The organism is Actinoplanes sp. NPDC004185 (genome assembly GCF_053603475.1).
The window spans coordinates 132,319-149,273 of sequence record NZ_JBSGFR010000016.1; the positions used below are offsets into that span (position 1 = coordinate 132,319).

Genomic DNA, 16,955 nt, shown 5'->3' on the forward strand with positions numbered 1-16,955 from the left:
CCAGGGTTCGATGGGCGGTAAGCCGCTCAACTCGCCGGTGGTGGGTATGGCCGCGCATCCGTCGGGCAATGGCTACTGGCTCGTCGGCGGGGACGGCGGGATCTTCGCTTACGGCTCGGCCGGCTTCTACGGTTCGGCCGGCGGCGTCGCGTTGCGCCAGCCGGTCGTCGCGGTCTGCGCCACCCGCACCGGCGCCGGTTATTGGCTGTTGGCCGGTGACGGCGGCGTCTTCGCGTACGGCGACGCGCCGTACATCGGTAACGGCCTGCCGTTTGAGCCCTGAGACAGCCCCTGGCCATTTCCATGACGACACGTGTCCGGCGGTGGTCGCATCGTTTCTGACTGGGCCGCTCTGATCTTGCTTGTGGCCGCTCGGTCCCGCTACGGTGCACCGGCTTTAATGCATCTCTGACAGGGAGACATAGAGAAAATGACTGCTACCCAGGCCCCCGCCGGCACGGGCTCGAAGTCCTGGATCGTCGCGCTGGTGCTCAGCTTCTTCGTGGGCGTGCTCGGCATCCACCGCTTCTACGTCGGCAAGATCGGCACCGGGGTTCTCATGCTGATCACCTTCGGCGGCTTCGGCCTCTGGGCGCTGATCGACTTCATCATGATCGCGGTCGGGAAGTTCACCGACAAGCAGGGCCTCGCGCTCGCTCGCTGACGCGGCCGGCCGGGGCGCGGTCCACTCAGGAGCTGAGTCTCCGCAAGTGGGCCAGGTCCCGGCCGACCTCGGTCACCGGGTCGGCCATCGGGTAGTGCGCGTGCAGGGACAACGGGCCGGCATAACCGCGCTCGCGGAGCGTGCCCAGCGTCGCGGGCCAGTCGACGACCCCGCCGCCGTCGGCCAGTGGCTGCCAGGCGAGACGACCTTCGCGCCAGGCCGCGTTCTTCACGCCGACGCAGGCGATCCGGTCACCTGACAGGTCCAGGCTCATCGGCAGTTGTTCGCTGCCTTCCATGGCCTGGTTGCCGGGGTCGAGGTAGAAGGGCAACTCCTCCGTGAGGCGCAGCGCGTGCGCCGCCGACGGGTGGATCGTGCCGTGGTGCAACTGCAGGGCCACCCGTACGCCGCGCCGGCGGCCCAGTCCGGCCAGGGCGGCCAGGTCACGCCGTGCGGTGTCAAGGATGTGCTGGTAGCCGAGGGTGGCGTCGTACCGCCACCAGCCCAGGCGGACCAGCGGCACGCCCAGCTCGGCGCACACCCCCAGGATCGTGTCGGCGGTGTCGTCGGCCCGGACCAGATCGGTGGTGACCATGCCGAGCTGCAGGCCGTGGCGGGTGAGCTCGGCGGCGACGTCCCTGAGCCGGGTGGGGTCGTCCGGGGTCACGGTCTGGCCGTCGCGCACGACCAGCTCGGCTCCGTCCGCGCCGAGCTCGGCCAGGGTCGCGGCGAGCCGGCCGGCCGGGAGAGCCCCGAACGGTTTGGTCATGACAAGCATGCGGATGCCTTCCATAGATGCAGACGACTCTATCGTGGTCCGCCCGAGGGGCGCGGACGTCGAGATACTTCGATAGGTTCGGGCTGACCACTCCACGCCGGACCGTGACCCGGTCCGCGACGGAAGGAAGTTCGACCGTGCGACGACTGCTGGTGGCAACGCTCGCCACCGCACTGACCCTGGCCGGGACCGCGCTCCCGGCCCAGGCCGCACCCACTCCCGGCGGCGCCGGGCTGGGCGACGAATACTTCCCGGACTACGGCAACAGCGGCTACGACGTCTCGCACTACGACGTACGGCTGCGCTACTACCCCGGCGAGGACCGCCTCACCGGCACCACCACGATCCTGGCCGCGGCGACGCAGGACCTCAGCTCCTTCCACCTCGACTTCGTGCTCGACGTGGCCTCCGTGAAGGTCAACAACCGGGCCGCCACCTTCGCCCGCGAGGGCGACCACGAGCTGGTCGTCACGCCGTCGCGGACCGTCAGCCAGGGCCAGACGATGACCGTCGTGGTGCAGTATTCCGGCGTGCCGTCCAACAAGGTCGCGGCCGGCTACACCGCCTGGACGCGCACCGCCGACGGCGCCCTGGCGGTCGGCCAGCCCGAGATCGCCTGGTGGTGGTTCCCGAGCAACGACCACCCGAGCGACAAGGCCACCTTCGACGTCTCCGTGGCCGTGCCCGACGGCGTCGAGGTGCTCAGCAACGGCGTCATGCCGCGCAACCCCACCCAGGACATCCTGGGCTGGAAGCGGTGGAGCTGGCGCTCGCTGCATCCGCAGGCCACCTACCTGGCGTTCCTGGCGATCGGGCAGTACGAGATCACCCGTGACACCACGGCCGACGGCCAGCAGGTCATCAACGCGTACTCGGAGCTGCTGCCGCAGGACTTCGAGGACGCGGCCAAGGCCAGCGTCGAGCGCACCGCCGAGGTCGTCGAGTGGGAGAGCAGCGTCTTCGGGCCGTACCCGTTCGAGGCGCAGGGCGGCGTCGTGGGCCCGCCGGGCGCGCTCGGTTTCGCCCTGGAGAACCAGACCCGGTCGGTCTACTCGTCCGGCTTCTTCCGCAGCGGCGCCAACATGTCGGTGATCGTGCACGAGAACGCCCACCAGTGGTTCGGCGACAGCGTGGCGGTCGAGCAGTGGAAGGAGATCTGGCTCAACGAGGGCTTCGCCAGCTACGCCGAGTGGCTGTGGTCCGAGCAGCAGGGTGAGGGCACGGCCCAGGAGCTCTTCGACTACCTGTACGCCACCCAGCCCGCCGACTTCTGGACCGTCGCACCCGGCGACCCCGGCGCGGCCGACATCTTCAGCAACCCGGTGTACGACCGGGGCGCCATGACGCTGCACCAGTTGCGCCGGACCATCGGTGACGACGACTTCTTCGAGCTGCTGCGCACCTGGGTGGCCGAGCACAAGGACAGCGACGGCAACACCGCCGAGTTCATCGCGCTGGCCGAGAAGGTCTCCGGCCAGCAGCTGGACGAGCTGTTCCAGGCCTGGCTCTACACGCCGTCCAAGCCGGCGGTCGAGGGTGTCTCCGCGCTGGCCCGTAAGGCCGCGCCGCAGGCCCCGAAGTCGTGGGCGAAGATCCAGCAGACCCACGAGCTGCTGCACGCCCACTGATCCGTCCCTGCTGAGGGCCCGGCCGGAAACGGTCGGGCCCTCAGTGCAGTTTCGCCTCGTCGGCGGCCTCGCGGCCCGATTCCCAGCCCTCCAGGCTGGCCACCCGGAAGCCGCGCCCGCGCGTGGTGCTCGGGAAAGAACGGTCCCGCGCCTCGCGCACCTGCACGTCCCGCGAGGCGAGCACCGGCAGCAGCGCCGCGGGATCGGCCGCTTGGTCCAGGGCGGCCCGGCTGGCCTCGGCGAGCCGTTCCCCGATCCGTACCGCGTAGCCGACCAGGAACGACTGCCGGAAGTTCTTCAGCCGCGACCGGCCCGCCTTGCCGCGCGGCTCGGTGCGCGCCATCGCCCGGTGCGCCTGCACCAGCAGCGAGGTGTGCAGCAGGTCCACCGCGTCGATGTCGGCGTCGAAGCCGAAGACGGTGGCGAAGCCGAACTCGGGGGACCAGACCACGTGGCAGCGGTTGGCCCGGGCGACGGAGTTCAGCAGCGACGCCTTCTCACTCTCGTACGGGTGGTCGACCCCGATCCGCCGGGCGTACGGGACCACGGCGCTCTCACCCCCGGCGGCCAGCAGCGCCTCGTCGATGCTGTGCCGCGAGATCAGCTCCTGGGCCTTGGCGCTGTACGCCTCCGCCTCGGCCGGGAAGGTCGTCGCCTCGGCCTTGGCCAGCAACGCCCGTACCCGTTCCAGCTTGGCGTCGTTGCCGGGCGCCCGCCGCACCGGCGCCGCCTGCCCGGGTGGCGGCACGAGCACCTCGATCGGCGGCAGCCCGTTCAGCAGGGTCACCAGACTCAGCATGGCGTCGATCAGGGTGACCCGGTCGACGCGGCGGTGGGTGGTGACCTGCCGCAGGTAGCCGGCGTCGTCACCCCACCACGGGCGGGCGTCGAGCTCGGCGGCCTGGGCCCGCCAGCGCTCGTCGACCGTCTTGGGCCGGAAACCCCGCAGGTACGCGGCGACGGAGTCGACGATCAGCAGCGGCTGCACCCCGGTGCCGCGCCGGGTGACCAGGCGGTGCAGCTCGGCCGGCTGCCAGCCACCACGCCAGAGCCGCGCGGTGGCGTCGAACAGGGCCGTGACCAGCACCGGATCCACCTCGGCGGCCGGCGCGACGGTGAGCGCGTCGAGGCCGTCCTCGTACCCCGTCCGCCCGCCGACGATCGCCCCGACCGTCTCCCGCACCGTTTCCACGCGGCCATGATGCCTGGTCGGGCCCGGGAACCACGCACAGCGGGGCCGCCGGGCGGTGCACGTCACCCCGGTGGTCGTACCGTGGGCCGCATGACGACGGCGGCTCAGCTGATGGCGTTCAGCGGGGTGGTGGGCCTGGGCGCGATGTCGCCGGGCCCGGACTTCGCGGTGGTCGTGCGCCGCGCGGCCCTGCGCGGGCGGGCGGAGGGCATGGCCGCGGCCACGGGCGTGGCCACCGGCGTCTTCCTGTGGGCGGTGGCGGCGGCCGCGGGGGTGGCCGCGCTGGTCGCGACGGTCCCGGTGGTGCTCACGACCATCCGGTACGCGGGTCCGGCGTACCTCGCGTACCTGGGGATCAAGGCCTTGCTGGCAGCGATCCGTCCCACCGCGACCGGTCCGGGCGCCGCGCCGGGGTCCACCGGCGGGGCGTTCCGGGACGGGCTGCTCTGCAACGCCCTCAACCCGAAGGCGGCGGTGTTCTTTCTGGCGCTGCTGCCGCAGTTCCTGCCCGCGCATCCCGGCACCCTCGACACCCTCACCCTGTCGCTGCTCGCCGTTGCCGTCACGCTGCTGTGGTTCTGCACCGTGGCGAACCTGGTGGCGGTGTTCCGGCGGGTGTTCGACCGCTCCGGGGTGCGCCGGGCGCTCGACGGGCTGAGCGGCGCGGCGCTGCTCGGGCTGGGCGCCCGGCTGGCCCGCGGGGTCAGCGGCGTCTCTTGAAATCGCGGTGTTCCAGGATGAGGCACCGCTCGACCGGGTTCGGCCGGTACGGGATCACCTTGCCCGTCATCGAGAATCCGATCCGCTGGTAGAACGCCAGCGCTCGGGCGTTGCGCTCGTGGACGCCGAGGGTCAGGTGCGAGACGTCGATGTGCTCCGCGAAACGGACCGCCGCCTCGACGAGCCGGGCACCGAGGCCGGTCGGTCCGCGGTGGCCCGCACGGACATAGACGGCATGGAGGTGGGCGTGGTCGGGGACCTCCGCCAACGGCTCGACACTGGCCGAGCCCACCCAGTCGTTGTTCCGGTCACAGGCGATGAAGGTCGCCCCGTCGTCAGAGGTCGCCTCGGCAATCGCCTGCTCCTGCCAGGAGGCGTCGTCACGGCCGGCCACCTCGGCGTACGAGGAGCTGAACGCCGTGGGGGTGTCCCGCACCGCCTCGAGCCTGACCGCCCGCAGTTCCCGCCACTCCTGGGATCTGATCCGCCGGACGACGTAGGTCGTCGGCGATCCACCGAGGCCGGCGCGTGGCGCGGACGGGTTCGTACGCAAGGCGGTCGGACCTCCTCCGGCCGGCGACATTCGGCTCGGCCGTTCGCATCGTATTGTCGTCCCGGATCCTGGAGGTGCGACGCTGTGGCTCCGCTGAGTCCGGCTCAGGCGGCACTCAGTGCCCGCCCATAGGGTCGATCTGCCCGCCGCACTGTGGCCGCCTGTCGTCGAGGAGATCCGTCGCCTGGCCGTTCGTGCCCAGGATCGGCCCTGGACCTCTGACTGATTGCCGGAGACCGCGCCTGGCCGGCCCTGGGCGCCCTACGCGGGCCGCCGGCCGGTACCGCACGTCCACCTCGGCCGTCGGGTCATCGGCGCCGACGCGGTGCAGGTGGACCGGCCGGCCGCCGACGTGGTCGTAGAGCCGGATGCCGTCCACCAGCAGCACCGGTGCGATGCACAGGTCGATCTCGTCGATCAGTCCACGATCGAGACGCCGGCGGCCGATGTCCGCCGACAGCACCTCCACGTTCTTGCCGTCGGCTGCCGCCAGCGCGATCCGCACGGCTTCGGCCACGTCGCCGTCGAGGAACGTGACCCGCTCGGCGTCCTCTCCATGTCGTGGTCCTCCCGGGTCACGGCCGCCGCCTCCGGCTCCCGCGGCGATAGGGTGGCGAATGGCTGCGCGAAGGTCTGACTCCGAGGAGCGTGACATGCCGGGGTCGACGGACCAAGACATAGCTGACGCCATAGCCGCCATCAAGAACGAAGCCCGGCGGTGGTCCGCCATGGCCGACGCTCGGCGCACCGCGTCCCGTACGGCCGGCAGGCAGACGTGTCTGCTGGTCACGGCACTGTCCTCGGTGCTGATAGTGTGCGCCCTGGTCGCCTCCGCCTGGACCGCCAGGCCGGCAGTGAGCGGCACGCTGATCGCTGTACCTGTCTTCGTGGCCGCCCTGGGGCTGAGCGGTTCGCTGTTGCTCTACGTCATCGGCGCTGCCGTGGCGTACCGGTCGGTCGGAGCCGATCAGGCGGTGGGGGCAGGCGTGAGATTCATGGTCGCGATCACCATGGCCGGCCGGGCGTTGTTCATGGGTACCGCGCTGGCCACGGTTCTCGCCGGGGTTCTGGTCGCTGCCGAGGGGCTGGCCTCAGCCGCTGTCCTGGCGGTGGCTGTCGCCGTCGGGGTAGCCGTCCTGGGGCAGAAGCTGGGAGTCCTCATCCGCCATGCCGGAACGGTGTAGATCTACCAGCCTCGGGCTCACTTGCTCCGAGCAGGTACGGGTCAGGGGCGCGGTGTACGGCCGTGCGGAACCGGGCCGCGGGATGCGGGGCCGCGCCGAGCCGGCCCGGGCCGGGTGCTGCGAGGCCGGGTGGGACTGCGCCGAGGGAGGCCGTGCGGTGCCGGCTCGCGGGCCGAGGGAATCCGACGCGGCGCGGGAACGACTGGTGGTGAGACCTGAGGGGAGAGGCCGAGCCCGGTCAGCCGCATCGCGACGACCAGCAGTGCGGCAGCCACCGCGGCATCGATCCAGTAGTGGTTGGCGGTCCCGACCACCACCAGCAGCGTGACAAGCGGGTGGAGCAGCCACAACCATCGCCACCGGCCCCGCGTCAGCCTCATCAGCGTCAGCCCCACCAGCAGCGACCAGCCCACGTGCAGCGACGGCATGGCGGCGTACTGGTTGGTGACGCTGTCGGTGCCGGGGGAGCCGTAGACGCTGGGCCCGAACAGCTGCCCGGTGTCGACCAGGCCCGTGCGCGCCAGCATCCGGGGCGGGGCCAGCGGAAAGATCAGATGAACCACCAGCGCCGCGCCGGTGAGCAGGGCCAGGGTGTTGCGCACGGGCCGGTAGTGGGTGGGGCGGCGCAGGTAGACCCAGAGCAGGAAGGCGATCGTGGCCGGGAAGTGAACGTACGCGTAGTAGCTGTTCGCCGCCTCGATCACCGCGCCGGAGCGCAGCAGCAGGTGCTGCAGGCCGGTCTCGCCGGGCAGGCGCAGCAGCCGCTCCAGGTCCCAGACCCGGCTCGCGTGGGCCATGGCCGTGGCGACGTGGCCGTCCGCGGCCAGCCGGCCCAGGCTGTAGGCGGCCCACAGCGCCGCGATCAGCGCCAGTTCGCGCAGCGGCGCCGGCCGGGTCCGCGGTACGGCCACGGGAGCTACGGCCGGACGGTCGTCGGCGAGCGTCATCGCGGGTCACCTCTGTTCACGGGTGAGGGCCCGGACCGCCGGGGCGGTCCGGGCCACTCTCATCGGCCTGCGGTGACCAGATCCGAGCCGGTGTGTTCCGGCTCGCTCAGCTCGTCCGGCGGGACGCGCAGCTTCTCGCCCTCCACGTCGATGTCCGGCAGCACCCGGTCCAGCCAGCGCGGCAGCCACCAGGCCCGGCGCCCGAGCAGCGTCATGACCGCCGGCACGATGGTCATCCGGACCACGAACGCGTCGAACAGGATGGCCGCGGCCAGCGCGAAGCCGATGGACTTGATGAACGACTCGGGCGACAGGATGAAGCCGGAGAAGACGCTGACCATGATGATCGCCGCGGCCGTCACCACCCGGGCCCCGTGCGCGAAGCCGTTGACCACCGCCTGGGTCGGCGGGGTGCCGTGCACGTGCTCCTCGCGCATCCGGCTGACCAGGAAGACCTCGTAGTCCATGGCCAGGCCGAAGACGATGCCGATCAGGAACACCGGCAGCATGCTCATCACCGGGCCGGCCTGGTCGATGCCGAACAGCCCGCCGAGCCACCCCCACTGGAAGACGGCCACGACGGCGCCGAAGGTGGCGATCACCGAGAGCAGGAAGCCGCCGATCGCCTTGATCGGCACCAGGATCGACCGGAACAGCAGCGTCAGCAGCAGGAACGCCAGCGCCACGATCACCGCCAGGTACGGCACCAGCGCGCTGCCCATCTTGTCGGACATGTCGATGTCGACCGCCGTGGTGCCCGTGACCGACAGGTCCGCCCCGGTGCGCTCGCGCAGGCCGTCGTTCTGGTCGCGGATCGCGTGCACCAGCGCCTCGGTCTCCGCGCTGTCCGGTGCGGTGGCCGGGATGACCTGCAGGATCGCCGTGTCACCGGCCGGGTTGAGGGTGGGCGGGCTGACCGTGACGACCCCGGCCAGGCCCTTGATCGTCCCGGCCGCCGTGGCCGCGGCGTTCCGCGGGTCCGGGCTCGACGCGGCGTCGACCACCACGGTCAGCGGGCCGTTGAAGCCCGGCCCGAAGCCGTCGGTCAGCATGTCGTACGCCTTGCGCTGGGTGGTCTCGGTGCCGGCCATGTTGTCGCCGGGCAGACCCAGGCGCAGGTCCAGGGCCGGGATCGCGAGGACCAGCAGGCCCAGCACGGCGGCGATCAGGACGGCCACCGGGCGGCGGGTGACGAACCGGGCCCAGCGCAGCCCGGCCGACGGCTTGGTCGCGCCGGCCTCCGGGTCGCGGCCCCGGCGGCCCATGACGCGCTGGCCGGCGAAGCCGAGCAGGGCGGGCAGCAAAGTCAGGGCGATCAGCACCGCGACGACGACGGCGAAAGCGGCCGCCAGTCCCATCTGGGTCAGGACCGGGATGTTGACCACGGTCAGCGCGGCCAGGGCGATGAACACGGTGAGCCCGGCGAAGGTGACCGCGGAACCGGCCGTGCCGACCGCGCGGGCGACCGCTTCCTCGGTGCGGCGCCCGATGGTGATCTCGTGGCGGTAGCGGGAGACGATGAACAGCGCGTAGTCGATGGCCACGGCGATGCCGAGCATCAGGGCGAGCGTGGAGGTGCTGCTGCCCAGGTCGACGAAGCCGGAGGCGATCTGGATGCCGAGCACGGCCGCGGCGACGCCGAGGATGGCCGTCAGCAGCGGCAGCCCGGCCGCGACCAGCGAGCCGAAGGTGATGACCAGGACCACCGCGGCGACCAGGATGCCGAGGATCTCGGAGTTGCCCGGGCCGCCCTGCTCCTGGACCGCGTCACCGCCGGCCTCCACGGCCAGGCCGGCGTCCCGGCCCGCTTCGGTGGCCTCGGTGAGCGCCTCGCGGTCGGCGTCGGTCAGCGCGGTGGCGGCGACCTTGTACGTCACCTGCGCGTACGCGACCGTGCCGGCCTGGTTGACGGTGCCCTGCAGCGGGTCGGTGACCGCGGCGACCTGCGCGCCGGTCTTGAGCTGGGCGACGGTCTCCGCGACGGCGGCCCGGTTGCGCGCGTCGGTGAGCTTCTCGCCGGCGGGAGCCGCGAACACCACCCGGGCCTGGGCGCCGTCCGCACCGGCGCCGGGGAAGCGCTGACCGAGCAGGTCCATCGCCTCCTGGGCCTCGGTGCCCGGGATCTTGAACTCGTCGGAGGTGGGCCCCGACAACGTGGCCGCGCCCACGCCGAGTAACGCCAGCGCGGCGAGCCAGAGCGCGAGGATCAGTCTGCGCCGGCGGAAACTGAACCGGCCCAGCCGGTAGAGGTAGGTGGCCATCGGTACTCCCGGGATCGCGTCGTCAGGTGACCCTTGAAACGATCAATGAATCCCGGTCCCGGCGCGTCGTCCCGGTGCAGGCACCGCATACCATCGCCGTGGTATTTCGGGCCGGCCCCGGCTACTGCGACGAGACGACGACCCGGTCCCGCCCGCCCGCGTACGGTCAGCGTGATGGAGGAGACCGGCGTCATGCGGATCAAGCGGTGGCCTGTCACCCAGTGGCACCCGCTGCTGGTCGACGCGCTGCTCGCCGTCGTGCTGGCCGGGTTCGTGCTGAAGTCGGCGGTGCTGGAGCCGAGGTCCGCTCTGGCCGAGACCGTGACGGTCGGCGACGTGCTGGTCGCCGTCGTGGCGTTCCTCGCCGTTCTGCAACGCCGCAGCCGTCCTCGCGCGGCCCTGGTGATCGCCACCGGCGCCACCGTCGGCGGGATCAGCCAGGGGGTCAGCAATCCCGGCCTGATCCTGGTGCTCGGCGTGATCACCTATTCCATCGCGGCCCACCGCAACCGCCGCGACGGCTGGACCTGCGCCCTGGCCGCGGCCTCGGTGGTCTACACCGCCGCCGTCGTCACCTCGTCGGGATGGCGTCCGGACGTGCTGGCCGTCTTCGCCTGGATCTTCATGGCCGCCGCGGTCGGGGACGCCGCCCGCAGCCACCGCGCCTATGTCGCCGAGGTCGAGGCCCGGGCGCACCGCGCCGAGCAGACCCGCGAGCAGGAGGCGCAGCGCCGGGTGATCGACGAGCGGCTGCGGATCGCCCGCGAGCTGCACGACGTGGTCGCCCACCACATCGCGGTGATCAGCGTGCAGGCGGGCGCGGCCACCCACGTCCTGGAGCGCCGGCCCGACCAGGTGGGCCCGGTGCTGGCGCACATCCGCGAGGCCTCCGACCTGGTGCTCAAGGAGATCTCGTCGGTGGTGGGCGTGCTGCGCAACTCCGACGAACAGGCCAACACCGAGCCGGCCCCGGGATTGTCGCGGCTGCCCGATCTGCTGGGCGCCCTGCAGGCCGCCGGTTTCGCCGTACGGAACCAGCTGCTCGGCGAGCCGCGCGAGTTGCCGGCGATGGTCGACCTGGCGGCGTACCGGATCGTGCAGGAGGCCCTGACCAACGCCCACCGGTACGGCGACGGCCGGGCCGTCCTGCTCGTCGAGTACGCCCCCAGCGGCGTCATCCTGGAGGTCACCAACGACATCCGGCCCGACCGGGACACCGAGGGCACCGGCTACGGCCTGCTCGGCATGCGCGAGCGGGCCACCGCGGCTGGCGGCACCGTGACCGCCGGCCCGCTCGGCGACGGCCGCTTCCGGGTGCACGCCGTGCTGCCGACCGAGGAAGTCCCGGCGAAGGGCTGCCTCCGGTGACCATCCGCGTGCTGCTGGCCGACGACCAGACGCTGATCCGGGCCGGCTTCAAGATGATCATCGACTCCGAGCCGGAGTTCGAGGTGGTCGGCGAGGCGTCCGACGGGGGTGAGGCGGTGGCGCTGGCCCGTACGGCCCGGGCCGACGTGGTGCTGATGGACATCCGGATGCCGCGGATGGACGGCCTGGAGGCCACCCGCCGGATCGGCGCCGACGACAACCTCGCCGGGGTACGCGTGCTCGTCCTCACCACCTTCGAGAACGACGACAACGTGGTGCTCGCGCTGCAGGCCGGCGCCAGTGGCTTCCTGGGCAAGAGCGTCGCGCCCGCGGACCTGTTGCACGCGATCCGGGTGGTGGCCGGCGGCGAGGCGCTGCTGTCGCCGCGGGCCACCCGCGGGCTGGTCAGCCGGTTCCTGAGCCAGCCGGAGGCCGGGGCCGGGGCGGTCCCGGTGGAGCTGACCGGCCTGACCGAGCGGGAACGCGAGATCCTGGTGCTGGTCGCCCACGGCCTGTCGAACGACGACATCGCCGAGCGGCTGTACGTCTCCCCGCTGACCGTGAAGACGCACGTCAACCGGGCGATGACCAAGCTCGACGTCCGGGACCGGGCGCAGCTGGTGGTGCTGGCGTACCAGCGCGGCCTGGTCCGCCCGGGCGAGCAGCTACCCACGGGCTAGGGCGACCGCGTCCCGCACCGCGTTCAGGCCGTCGGCCTGCGTGACGATGGCCTGGTAGCCGAGCTCGGCGACGGCCTTGCCGGTGCGCAGCGTGCAGGTCTGCTCCAGGAACCAGCGCGCGGGAACGGGAATCACCTTGGCCGCGGTGCCGGCGTCCAGGTCGGGGACGGCGGCGTCGACCCCGTAGATCGCGAAGTTCTCCTCGAGGAACTCGCGGAGGGTGACGCGGTGCTGATCGGTGATGAAGTAGGCCTGTCCCGGCCGGCCGTGCAGCCATCCCCGGACCAGGCCCTCGACCGCGTTGTCGACGAAGGTGACGTCGGTGCGGTGCCGGCCGCCCTCGATCCAGGCGAACTCGCCGTTGCGGGCCGCGTGGATGAGACCTTCGACCAGGGAGCTCTCGGGTCCCCAGACGAACCGCGGCCGGATCGACACGGTGCTGAAGCGGGGCCCGTTCGCGGCCAGGACCAGCGCCTCGGCTTCCGCTTTCGTCGCGCAGTAGGCAGCCTCGGAGTCCGGTCGCAGGGGCGCGCTCTCGTCGACGTCGACGAGCGGCTCGCCCGCCAGCAGAGCGGATTCGCTGCCGCAGTGCACGAAGCGGGCCACTCCGGCCTGCCGGGCCGCTTGCAGGGCGGCTCGGGTGCCGCCCACCGTGATCAGCTCCTGCCGCTCCCGCCCGGCCGTGATGTCGGTCTCCGCGGCCAGGTGGAACAGCACCTCGCTGCCCTCGACGGCGGCGCGCCACGTCTCGGGCTCGGTCAGCTCGCCGCGCACCGGCTGGGCGCCCAGCGCGGCCACCACGTCCGCGGACGCCGCACTGCGGACCAGGACCTTGACCGCGTGCCCATCGACCAGCAGGCGGTGCACCAGTCGCCGGCCGATGAAGCCGGAACCGCCGGTGATGAAGGTCTGTGCCATGTCGTTCTCCTCGATCGTGATGAGCTCTGCCTGGTCCAGCAACCGGCGACCGCCGACGCTTCCCTCAGGAACAATGAGCTTTCGAGGGTCTGCGATAAGATTCTCGAATGGCTACGCTGCGGGCGCTGGAGTGTCTGATCGCGGTCACGGACACCGGCTCCATCACCGAGGCGGCCCGGCTGCTGCACTCCTCGCAGCCCGCGGTGTCCCAGCAGATCGCGGCGCTGGAGCGCGAGACCCGGACACCTCTGCTGCGCCGGGAAGCACGTGGTGTCTCGCTCACCCCGGCCGGGCGCGCGGCCGTGGCGGACGCTCGACGAGCTGTCGACGCAGCCGCGTCAGCTGTGCGCTCGGCCCGGGCCACGGGTGAGGCAGAGGGCGGATCGCTGCGCCTGGTCTGCGCGCAGAGCCTGACCGTGCCGTTGCTCGCCCCGGTGATCCGCGCCTGGCACCGGCGTCACCCCCGGGTGGCGATCGCCATCAGGGAGGCCGTCAGGCCGGACGGCCTGTTCAACCCGGTCGACGGGGAGGATGTCGACATCCTCGTGGTGCCCGGACCGTTCGACGGCCGTTTCATCTCCACGGCTCTCGCCGAGGAGGAGATCGTGCTGACCGCGCCGAGAGGCCATCGGCTGGCGGAGCAGGGATCGGTGGAACTGGCCGAGCTCGACGGTGCGGATCTGGTGCACTTCGCGCCGGAGAACAGCTTGAGCAGCTGGCTCGACCGGTCGCTGAGCGCCGCCGGCGTCCGCCTGAAGCCGGTGGTGAGAACGGCGGTCACCGCCGCGGTACCTCAGCTCGCCGCGGCCGGCCTCGGCATCGCGATCAGTCCGGTCAGTGCCGTCAGCGCGGGCTTCCCGGGCGTGGTCCGTTCCTTCTCGCCCCGGTGGACCCGGCCGCTGGTCGCGGTGACGCCGGGGGAGCCCGACCCGCTGGCGGCCCGCTTCATCGCCGATCTGCGCAGTCGCGGTGTGCGGGTGCCCCAAGACGTACAGAACCAGCTCAGGCCGTCCTGAGCAGGGCCACCACCGGGATGCGGCGGCCGGCGCGGGCCTCGTGCTCGGCGAAGAACGGGAAGCTCTGCTTGATCGCGGCCCACTCGCGGTCGTAGTCGTCGCCGGACAGCGGTTCGGCCCGGGCTGTGAACCGCTCGCCGGGCAGTTCGACCGTGACCGAGGCGTCGGCCAGCAGATTGCGGTACCACTGGGGGTCCTCGTGGGCACCGTTGTTCGAGGCGATCACGAGGAGGCGGTCGCCGCTGCGGACGTACATCATCGGGCTGGTCCGCTCCTGGCCGCTGCGGCGGCCGACCGTGCTGAGCAGCAGCAGGGGCCGGTTCCCGAGCGATTTTCCGCCGTCGGTCCGGAACTGCTCGATCAGCGTCCGGTTGTAGGCCAGCACGTCGTCAGGGATCGTCATCCGGACATCATCGCGCACGGCCTTGAGATTTCCACCTTGTTACAACTACCGTGGTCGATGCATGGGAGCGCTCCCATACTCATCCCCAGGAGTTGTCGAATGCGCTTGAGATCCCTCGCCTCCACCACGGCGGCCGCGGCGGCCGTGGTCGCCGGCACCGCGGTGCTCTGGCCCGGTGCCGCCTCGGCCGCCGAGTCCCCCTTCTATGTCGACCCGCAGGCCAGTGCCGCCCGCTGGGTCGCCGCCAACCCGGGCGACTCCCGGGCGGCCGTGATCCGCGACCGGATCGCCAACGTCCCGCAGGGCCGCTGGTACACCCAGAACAACACCGCCACGGTGGCCGCCGAGGTGGACGCCTACGTGGGAGCCGCCGCCGCGGCCGGCAAGACGCCGATCATGGTCGTCTACAACATCCCGAACCGCGACTGCAGCGGAGCCAGCTCCGGCGGGCTGGCCAACCACACCGCGTACCGGCAGTGGATCGACCAGGTGGCCGCCGGGCTCAAGGGACGCTCGGCCGCGATCATCCTGGAGCCGGACGTGCTCCCCATCATGACGAACTGCCTCACCGCGGCCCAGCAGCAGGACGTCTATGCCTCCATGGCGTACGCGGGCAAGAAGCTCAAGGCCGCCTCGTCCGCCGCCAAGGTCTACTTCGACGCGGGGAACTCGGCCTGGCTGGCCCCGGCCGAGATGGCCGCCCGGCTGGTCCGCGCGGACATCGCCAACAGCGCCGACGGGATCTCGGTCAACGTCTCGAACTACCGCACCACCGCGGAGTCGACCGCCTACATCCGCAACGTCATCGCCGCCACGGGGGTCTCCCGCCTCAAGGGCGTCATCGACACCAGCCGCAACGGCAACGGACCGCTGGGCAGCGAGTGGTGCGACCCGGCCGGGCGGGCGATCGGCATCGCCAGTACCACCGCGGTGGCCGACCCCATCCTGGACGCGTACCTGTGGATCAAGCTGCCGGGTGAGGCCGACGGCTGCATCGCCGGGGCCGGGCAGTTCGTCCCGCAGCGCGCCTACGACCTCGCGATCGCGGCCGGCCCGGTGAGCCCGCCGCCGGTCACGTCCTCGCCCACTCCCACCACGCCGGCCCCCAGCACGCCGCCGCCGAGCACTCCACCGCCCGCGACGACCCCGCCGCCGACCGGCACCTGTTCGGTGGCCTACTCGGCCAACGCCTGGTCGAACGGCTTCACCGCCGACGTGCGGATCACCAACCGCGGCGCCGCGCTGAACTCGTGGACGCTGACCTTCACCGCGCCGGCCAACGTCACGCTGAGCAGTGGCTGGAGCGGCACCTGGTCGCAGTCCGGCAGCACGATCACCGTGCGCAACGCGGCCTGGAACGGCTCCCTGGCCACCGGCGCCACCACCTCGACCGGCTTCCAGGCCACCTTCACCGGGTCCACCCCGGCCGACCCGACCGACTTCGCCCTGAACGGCACGCCATGTTGATCCGACTCGCGGCAGCCGGCGCGCTGCTGATCGGCGCGGTGCTGACCGCCGTGTCCCCCGCGGCCGCCGCCACGGCGTGCGACGTCACCTACACCGCCAACCAGTGGAGCACCGGCTTCACCGCCGACGTCCGGGTCACCAACAACGGCGCGCCGGTCAACGGCTGGGTCGTGACGTGGACGTTCACCGGCAACCAGCGGGTCACCTCCGGCTGGAACGCGCAGCTGACCCAGTCCGGCACCGCGGTGACCGCGGCGGCGCCGAGCTACAACACCGCCCTGGCCACCGGGGCGTCGGCCAGCTTCGGCTTCCAGGGGACGTACTCGGGCAGCAACCCGGCCCCGGTGTCCTTCGCCCTCAACGGCGTCTCCTGCAACGGCGACGCCCCGCCCACCAGCACCCCGCCGAGCACCCCGCCGAGCACGCCACCGAGCACCCCGCCCAGCACCCCGCCGACCTCGACCCCGCCGCAGGCCGGGTGCGGGTCCGGCGCCCGCTGCGACGGCTTCGAGGGCACGCAGGCCAACTGGGCGGTGACCTACCCGGACTGCTCGGGCACGGGCAAGGCGGCCTTCGACCCGGCGGTCGCGCACAGCGGCAGCACCTCCCTGCGGGTCGACGGCACGGCCGGCTACTGCAACCACGTGTTCATGCGCAACACCGCGCTGCTGCCGGCCGGGGCGTCCGCTCTGTTCGTCCGCTACTGGGTGCGGCACACCACCGCCCTGCCGGCGGCGCACACCACGGCGGTGGCGTTGCGGGACGCCAACGACGGCAACCGGGACCTGCGCTTCGGCGGCCAGAACGGCGCCCTGCAATGGAACCGGGCCTCCGACGACGCCACGCTGCCGGAGCAGAGCCCGGCCGGGGTGGCGCAGTCCGCGCCACTGCCGACCGGTAGCTGGAACTGCGTGGAGTTCAAGGTGGACCAGAGCAACGGCACCATGCAGACCTGGCTCAACGGCACGTCGGTGCCCGGGCTGCTGCAGGACGGCGTGCCGACGCACGACATCGACAGCCAGTGGCTGAACCGCACCTGGCGACCGGCCCTGACGGACCTGCGCCTGGGCTGGGAGAGCTACGGCGAGGGGGCCGACACCCTCTGGTACGACGACGTCGCCGTGGGCACCGCCCGCGTCGGCTGCTGAGTCACCGGCACCCGGGCGGCGGCGTCCC

Annotated in this window: 18 protein-coding genes; 10 read left to right on the forward strand and 8 right to left on the reverse strand. The window is 72.1% G+C overall.

The features are described 5' to 3' along the window. Both ACWEOZ_RS18585 and ACWEOZ_RS18590 read left to right on the forward strand, forming a co-directional pair. Positions 1-283: hypothetical protein (locus ACWEOZ_RS18585; protein WP_451911914.1), on the forward strand; the 283-nt coding region annotated here is incomplete at its 5' end. Between the two features lie 147 nt (positions 284-430). Further along, positions 431-664: a TM2 domain-containing protein gene (locus ACWEOZ_RS18590; RefSeq protein WP_451911915.1), complete on the forward strand. Its 234-nt coding sequence runs from the start codon at positions 431-433 to the stop codon at positions 662-664. 25 nt (positions 665-689) lie between these two features. On the opposite strand, the gene ACWEOZ_RS18595 is transcribed toward ACWEOZ_RS18590, so the two are convergent. Further along, positions 690-1,433: a sugar phosphate isomerase/epimerase family protein gene (locus tag ACWEOZ_RS18595; protein ID WP_451911916.1), complete on the reverse strand. Its 744-nt coding sequence runs from the start codon at positions 1,431-1,433 to the stop codon at positions 690-692. A 146-nt stretch (positions 1,434-1,579) separates the two neighbouring features. Here ACWEOZ_RS18595 and ACWEOZ_RS18600 point away from each other — a divergent pair, with 146 nt between their 5' ends. Next, on the forward strand, positions 1,580-3,070 hold the full coding sequence (locus ACWEOZ_RS18600) for a M1 family metallopeptidase (RefSeq protein ID WP_451911917.1): 1,491 nt from the start codon (positions 1,580-1,582) through the stop codon (positions 3,068-3,070). A gap of 40 nt (positions 3,071-3,110) precedes the next feature. On the opposite strand, the gene ACWEOZ_RS18605 is transcribed toward ACWEOZ_RS18600, so the two are convergent. Then, a complete protein-coding gene (locus tag ACWEOZ_RS18605; protein ID WP_451911918.1) occupies positions 3,111-4,262 on the reverse strand; it encodes a DUF2786 domain-containing protein in 1,152 nt (383 codons plus the stop codon). A 90-nt stretch (positions 4,263-4,352) separates the two neighbouring features. Here ACWEOZ_RS18605 and ACWEOZ_RS18610 point away from each other — a divergent pair, with 90 nt between their 5' ends. Next, positions 4,353-4,982: a LysE family translocator gene (locus tag ACWEOZ_RS18610; protein WP_451911919.1), complete on the forward strand. Its 630-nt coding sequence runs from the start codon at positions 4,353-4,355 to the stop codon at positions 4,980-4,982. Here ACWEOZ_RS18610 and ACWEOZ_RS18615 read toward each other — a convergent pair. Both ACWEOZ_RS18615 and ACWEOZ_RS18620 read right to left on the reverse strand, forming a co-directional pair. After that, positions 4,966-5,535, reverse strand: a complete 570-nt coding sequence (locus ACWEOZ_RS18615; RefSeq protein ID WP_451911920.1) for a GNAT family N-acetyltransferase — start codon at positions 5,533-5,535, stop codon at positions 4,966-4,968. The genes ACWEOZ_RS18610 and ACWEOZ_RS18615 overlap by 17 nt on opposite strands. A 115-nt stretch (positions 5,536-5,650) precedes the next feature. Then, the gene (locus ACWEOZ_RS18620; RefSeq protein ID WP_451911921.1) at positions 5,651-6,052 is read right to left on the reverse strand and encodes a hypothetical protein; all 402 of its coding nucleotides are present in this window, start codon (positions 6,050-6,052) and stop codon (positions 5,651-5,653) included. A gap of 211 nt (positions 6,053-6,263) precedes the next feature. Here ACWEOZ_RS18620 and ACWEOZ_RS18625 point away from each other — a divergent pair, with 211 nt between their 5' ends. Continuing rightward, positions 6,264-6,719 carry a hypothetical protein gene (locus tag ACWEOZ_RS18625; RefSeq protein ID WP_451911922.1) on the forward strand — a complete coding sequence of 152 codons (456 nt, stop codon included), beginning with the start codon at positions 6,264-6,266 and terminating at the stop codon, positions 6,717-6,719. Between the two features lie 41 nt (positions 6,720-6,760). Here the strand turns inward: ACWEOZ_RS18625 and ACWEOZ_RS18630 are convergent, their stop codons facing one another. Together ACWEOZ_RS18630 and ACWEOZ_RS18635 are read right to left on the reverse strand one after the other, a co-directional pair. Next, entirely contained in the window at positions 6,761-7,666 is a 906-nt protein-coding gene (locus tag ACWEOZ_RS18630) for a phosphatase PAP2 family protein (RefSeq protein ID WP_451911923.1), read from the reverse strand. Positions 7,667-7,725: 59 nt separating this feature from the next. Continuing rightward, entirely contained in the window at positions 7,726-9,927 is a 2,202-nt protein-coding gene (locus ACWEOZ_RS18635; RefSeq protein WP_451911924.1) for an MMPL family transporter, read from the reverse strand. Between the two features lie 174 nt (positions 9,928-10,101). On the opposite strand from ACWEOZ_RS18635, the gene ACWEOZ_RS18640 reads away from it, so the two are divergent. Both ACWEOZ_RS18640 and ACWEOZ_RS18645 read left to right on the forward strand, forming a co-directional pair. Further along, positions 10,102-11,295, forward strand: a complete 1,194-nt coding sequence (locus ACWEOZ_RS18640) for a sensor histidine kinase (RefSeq protein ID WP_451911925.1) — start codon at positions 10,102-10,104, stop codon at positions 11,293-11,295. Continuing rightward, on the forward strand, positions 11,292-11,975 hold the full coding sequence (locus ACWEOZ_RS18645) for a response regulator (RefSeq protein ID WP_451911926.1): 684 nt from the start codon (positions 11,292-11,294) through the stop codon (positions 11,973-11,975). The genes ACWEOZ_RS18640 and ACWEOZ_RS18645 overlap by 4 nt, the downstream gene beginning before the upstream one ends. Here the strand turns inward: ACWEOZ_RS18645 and ACWEOZ_RS18650 are convergent. Continuing rightward, positions 11,961-12,893 carry an NAD-dependent epimerase/dehydratase family protein gene (locus ACWEOZ_RS18650; RefSeq protein ID WP_451911927.1) on the reverse strand — a complete coding sequence of 311 codons (933 nt, stop codon included), beginning with the start codon at positions 12,891-12,893 and terminating at the stop codon, positions 11,961-11,963. The genes ACWEOZ_RS18645 and ACWEOZ_RS18650 overlap by 15 nt on opposite strands. A 107-nt stretch (positions 12,894-13,000) precedes the next feature. Between ACWEOZ_RS18650 and ACWEOZ_RS18655 the strand changes: the two genes are divergently transcribed. Continuing rightward, complete coding sequence (locus tag ACWEOZ_RS18655) at positions 13,001-13,909, forward strand: LysR family transcriptional regulator (protein WP_451911928.1); 909 nt, start codon at positions 13,001-13,003, stop codon at positions 13,907-13,909. On the opposite strand, the gene ACWEOZ_RS18660 is transcribed toward ACWEOZ_RS18655, so the two are convergent. After that, positions 13,896-14,312, reverse strand: coding sequence for a nitroreductase/quinone reductase family protein (locus ACWEOZ_RS18660; protein WP_451911929.1), 417 nt, complete (start codon positions 14,310-14,312; stop codon positions 13,896-13,898). The two genes, ACWEOZ_RS18655 and ACWEOZ_RS18660, sit on opposite strands and share 14 nt — an antisense overlap. 99 nt (positions 14,313-14,411) lie before the next feature. Here ACWEOZ_RS18660 and ACWEOZ_RS18665 point away from each other — a divergent pair, with 99 nt between their 5' ends. Both ACWEOZ_RS18665 and ACWEOZ_RS18670 read left to right on the forward strand, forming a co-directional pair. Next, positions 14,412-15,779 carry a glycoside hydrolase family 6 protein gene (locus ACWEOZ_RS18665; RefSeq protein WP_451911930.1) on the forward strand — a complete coding sequence of 456 codons (1,368 nt, stop codon included), beginning with the start codon at positions 14,412-14,414 and terminating at the stop codon, positions 15,777-15,779. Continuing rightward, the gene (locus ACWEOZ_RS18670) at positions 15,773-16,927 is read left to right on the forward strand and encodes a cellulose-binding domain-containing protein (RefSeq protein ID WP_451911931.1); all 1,155 of its coding nucleotides are present in this window, start codon (positions 15,773-15,775) and stop codon (positions 16,925-16,927) included. The genes ACWEOZ_RS18665 and ACWEOZ_RS18670 overlap by 7 nt, the downstream gene beginning before the upstream one ends. Positions 16,928-16,955 lie beyond the last annotated feature (28 nt).

What these genes read in the sequence shown, in the direction of transcription:
- ACWEOZ_RS18590 (WP_451911915.1), top strand. Translation starts at nt 431, where the DNA reads ATGACTGCTACCCAGGCCCCCGCCGGCACGGGCTCGAAGTCCTGGATC.
- ACWEOZ_RS18595 (WP_451911916.1), bottom strand. Translation starts at nt 1,433, where the DNA reads ATGACCAAACCGTTCGGGGCTCTCCCGGCCGGCCGGCTCGCCGCGACC.
- ACWEOZ_RS18610 (WP_451911919.1), top strand. Translation starts at nt 4,353, where the DNA reads ATGACGACGGCGGCTCAGCTGATGGCGTTCAGCGGGGTGGTGGGCCTG.
- ACWEOZ_RS18625 (WP_451911922.1), top strand. Translation starts at nt 6,264, where the DNA reads ATGGCCGACGCTCGGCGCACCGCGTCCCGTACGGCCGGCAGGCAGACG.
- ACWEOZ_RS18630 (WP_451911923.1), bottom strand. Translation starts at nt 7,666, where the DNA reads ATGACGCTCGCCGACGACCGTCCGGCCGTAGCTCCCGTGGCCGTACCG.
- ACWEOZ_RS18635 (WP_451911924.1), bottom strand. Translation starts at nt 9,927, where the DNA reads ATGGCCACCTACCTCTACCGGCTGGGCCGGTTCAGTTTCCGCCGGCGC.
- ACWEOZ_RS18640 (WP_451911925.1), top strand. Translation starts at nt 10,102, where the DNA reads ATGGAGGAGACCGGCGTCATGCGGATCAAGCGGTGGCCTGTCACCCAG.
- ACWEOZ_RS18650 (WP_451911927.1), bottom strand. Translation starts at nt 12,893, where the DNA reads ATGGCACAGACCTTCATCACCGGCGGTTCCGGCTTCATCGGCCGGCGA.
- ACWEOZ_RS18655 (WP_451911928.1), top strand. Translation starts at nt 13,001, where the DNA reads ATGGCTACGCTGCGGGCGCTGGAGTGTCTGATCGCGGTCACGGACACC.
- ACWEOZ_RS18660 (WP_451911929.1), bottom strand. Translation starts at nt 14,312, where the DNA reads ATGACGATCCCTGACGACGTGCTGGCCTACAACCGGACGCTGATCGAG.
- ACWEOZ_RS18665 (WP_451911930.1), top strand. Translation starts at nt 14,412, where the DNA reads ATGCGCTTGAGATCCCTCGCCTCCACCACGGCGGCCGCGGCGGCCGTG.
- ACWEOZ_RS18670 (WP_451911931.1), top strand. Translation starts at nt 15,773, where the DNA reads ATGTTGATCCGACTCGCGGCAGCCGGCGCGCTGCTGATCGGCGCGGTG.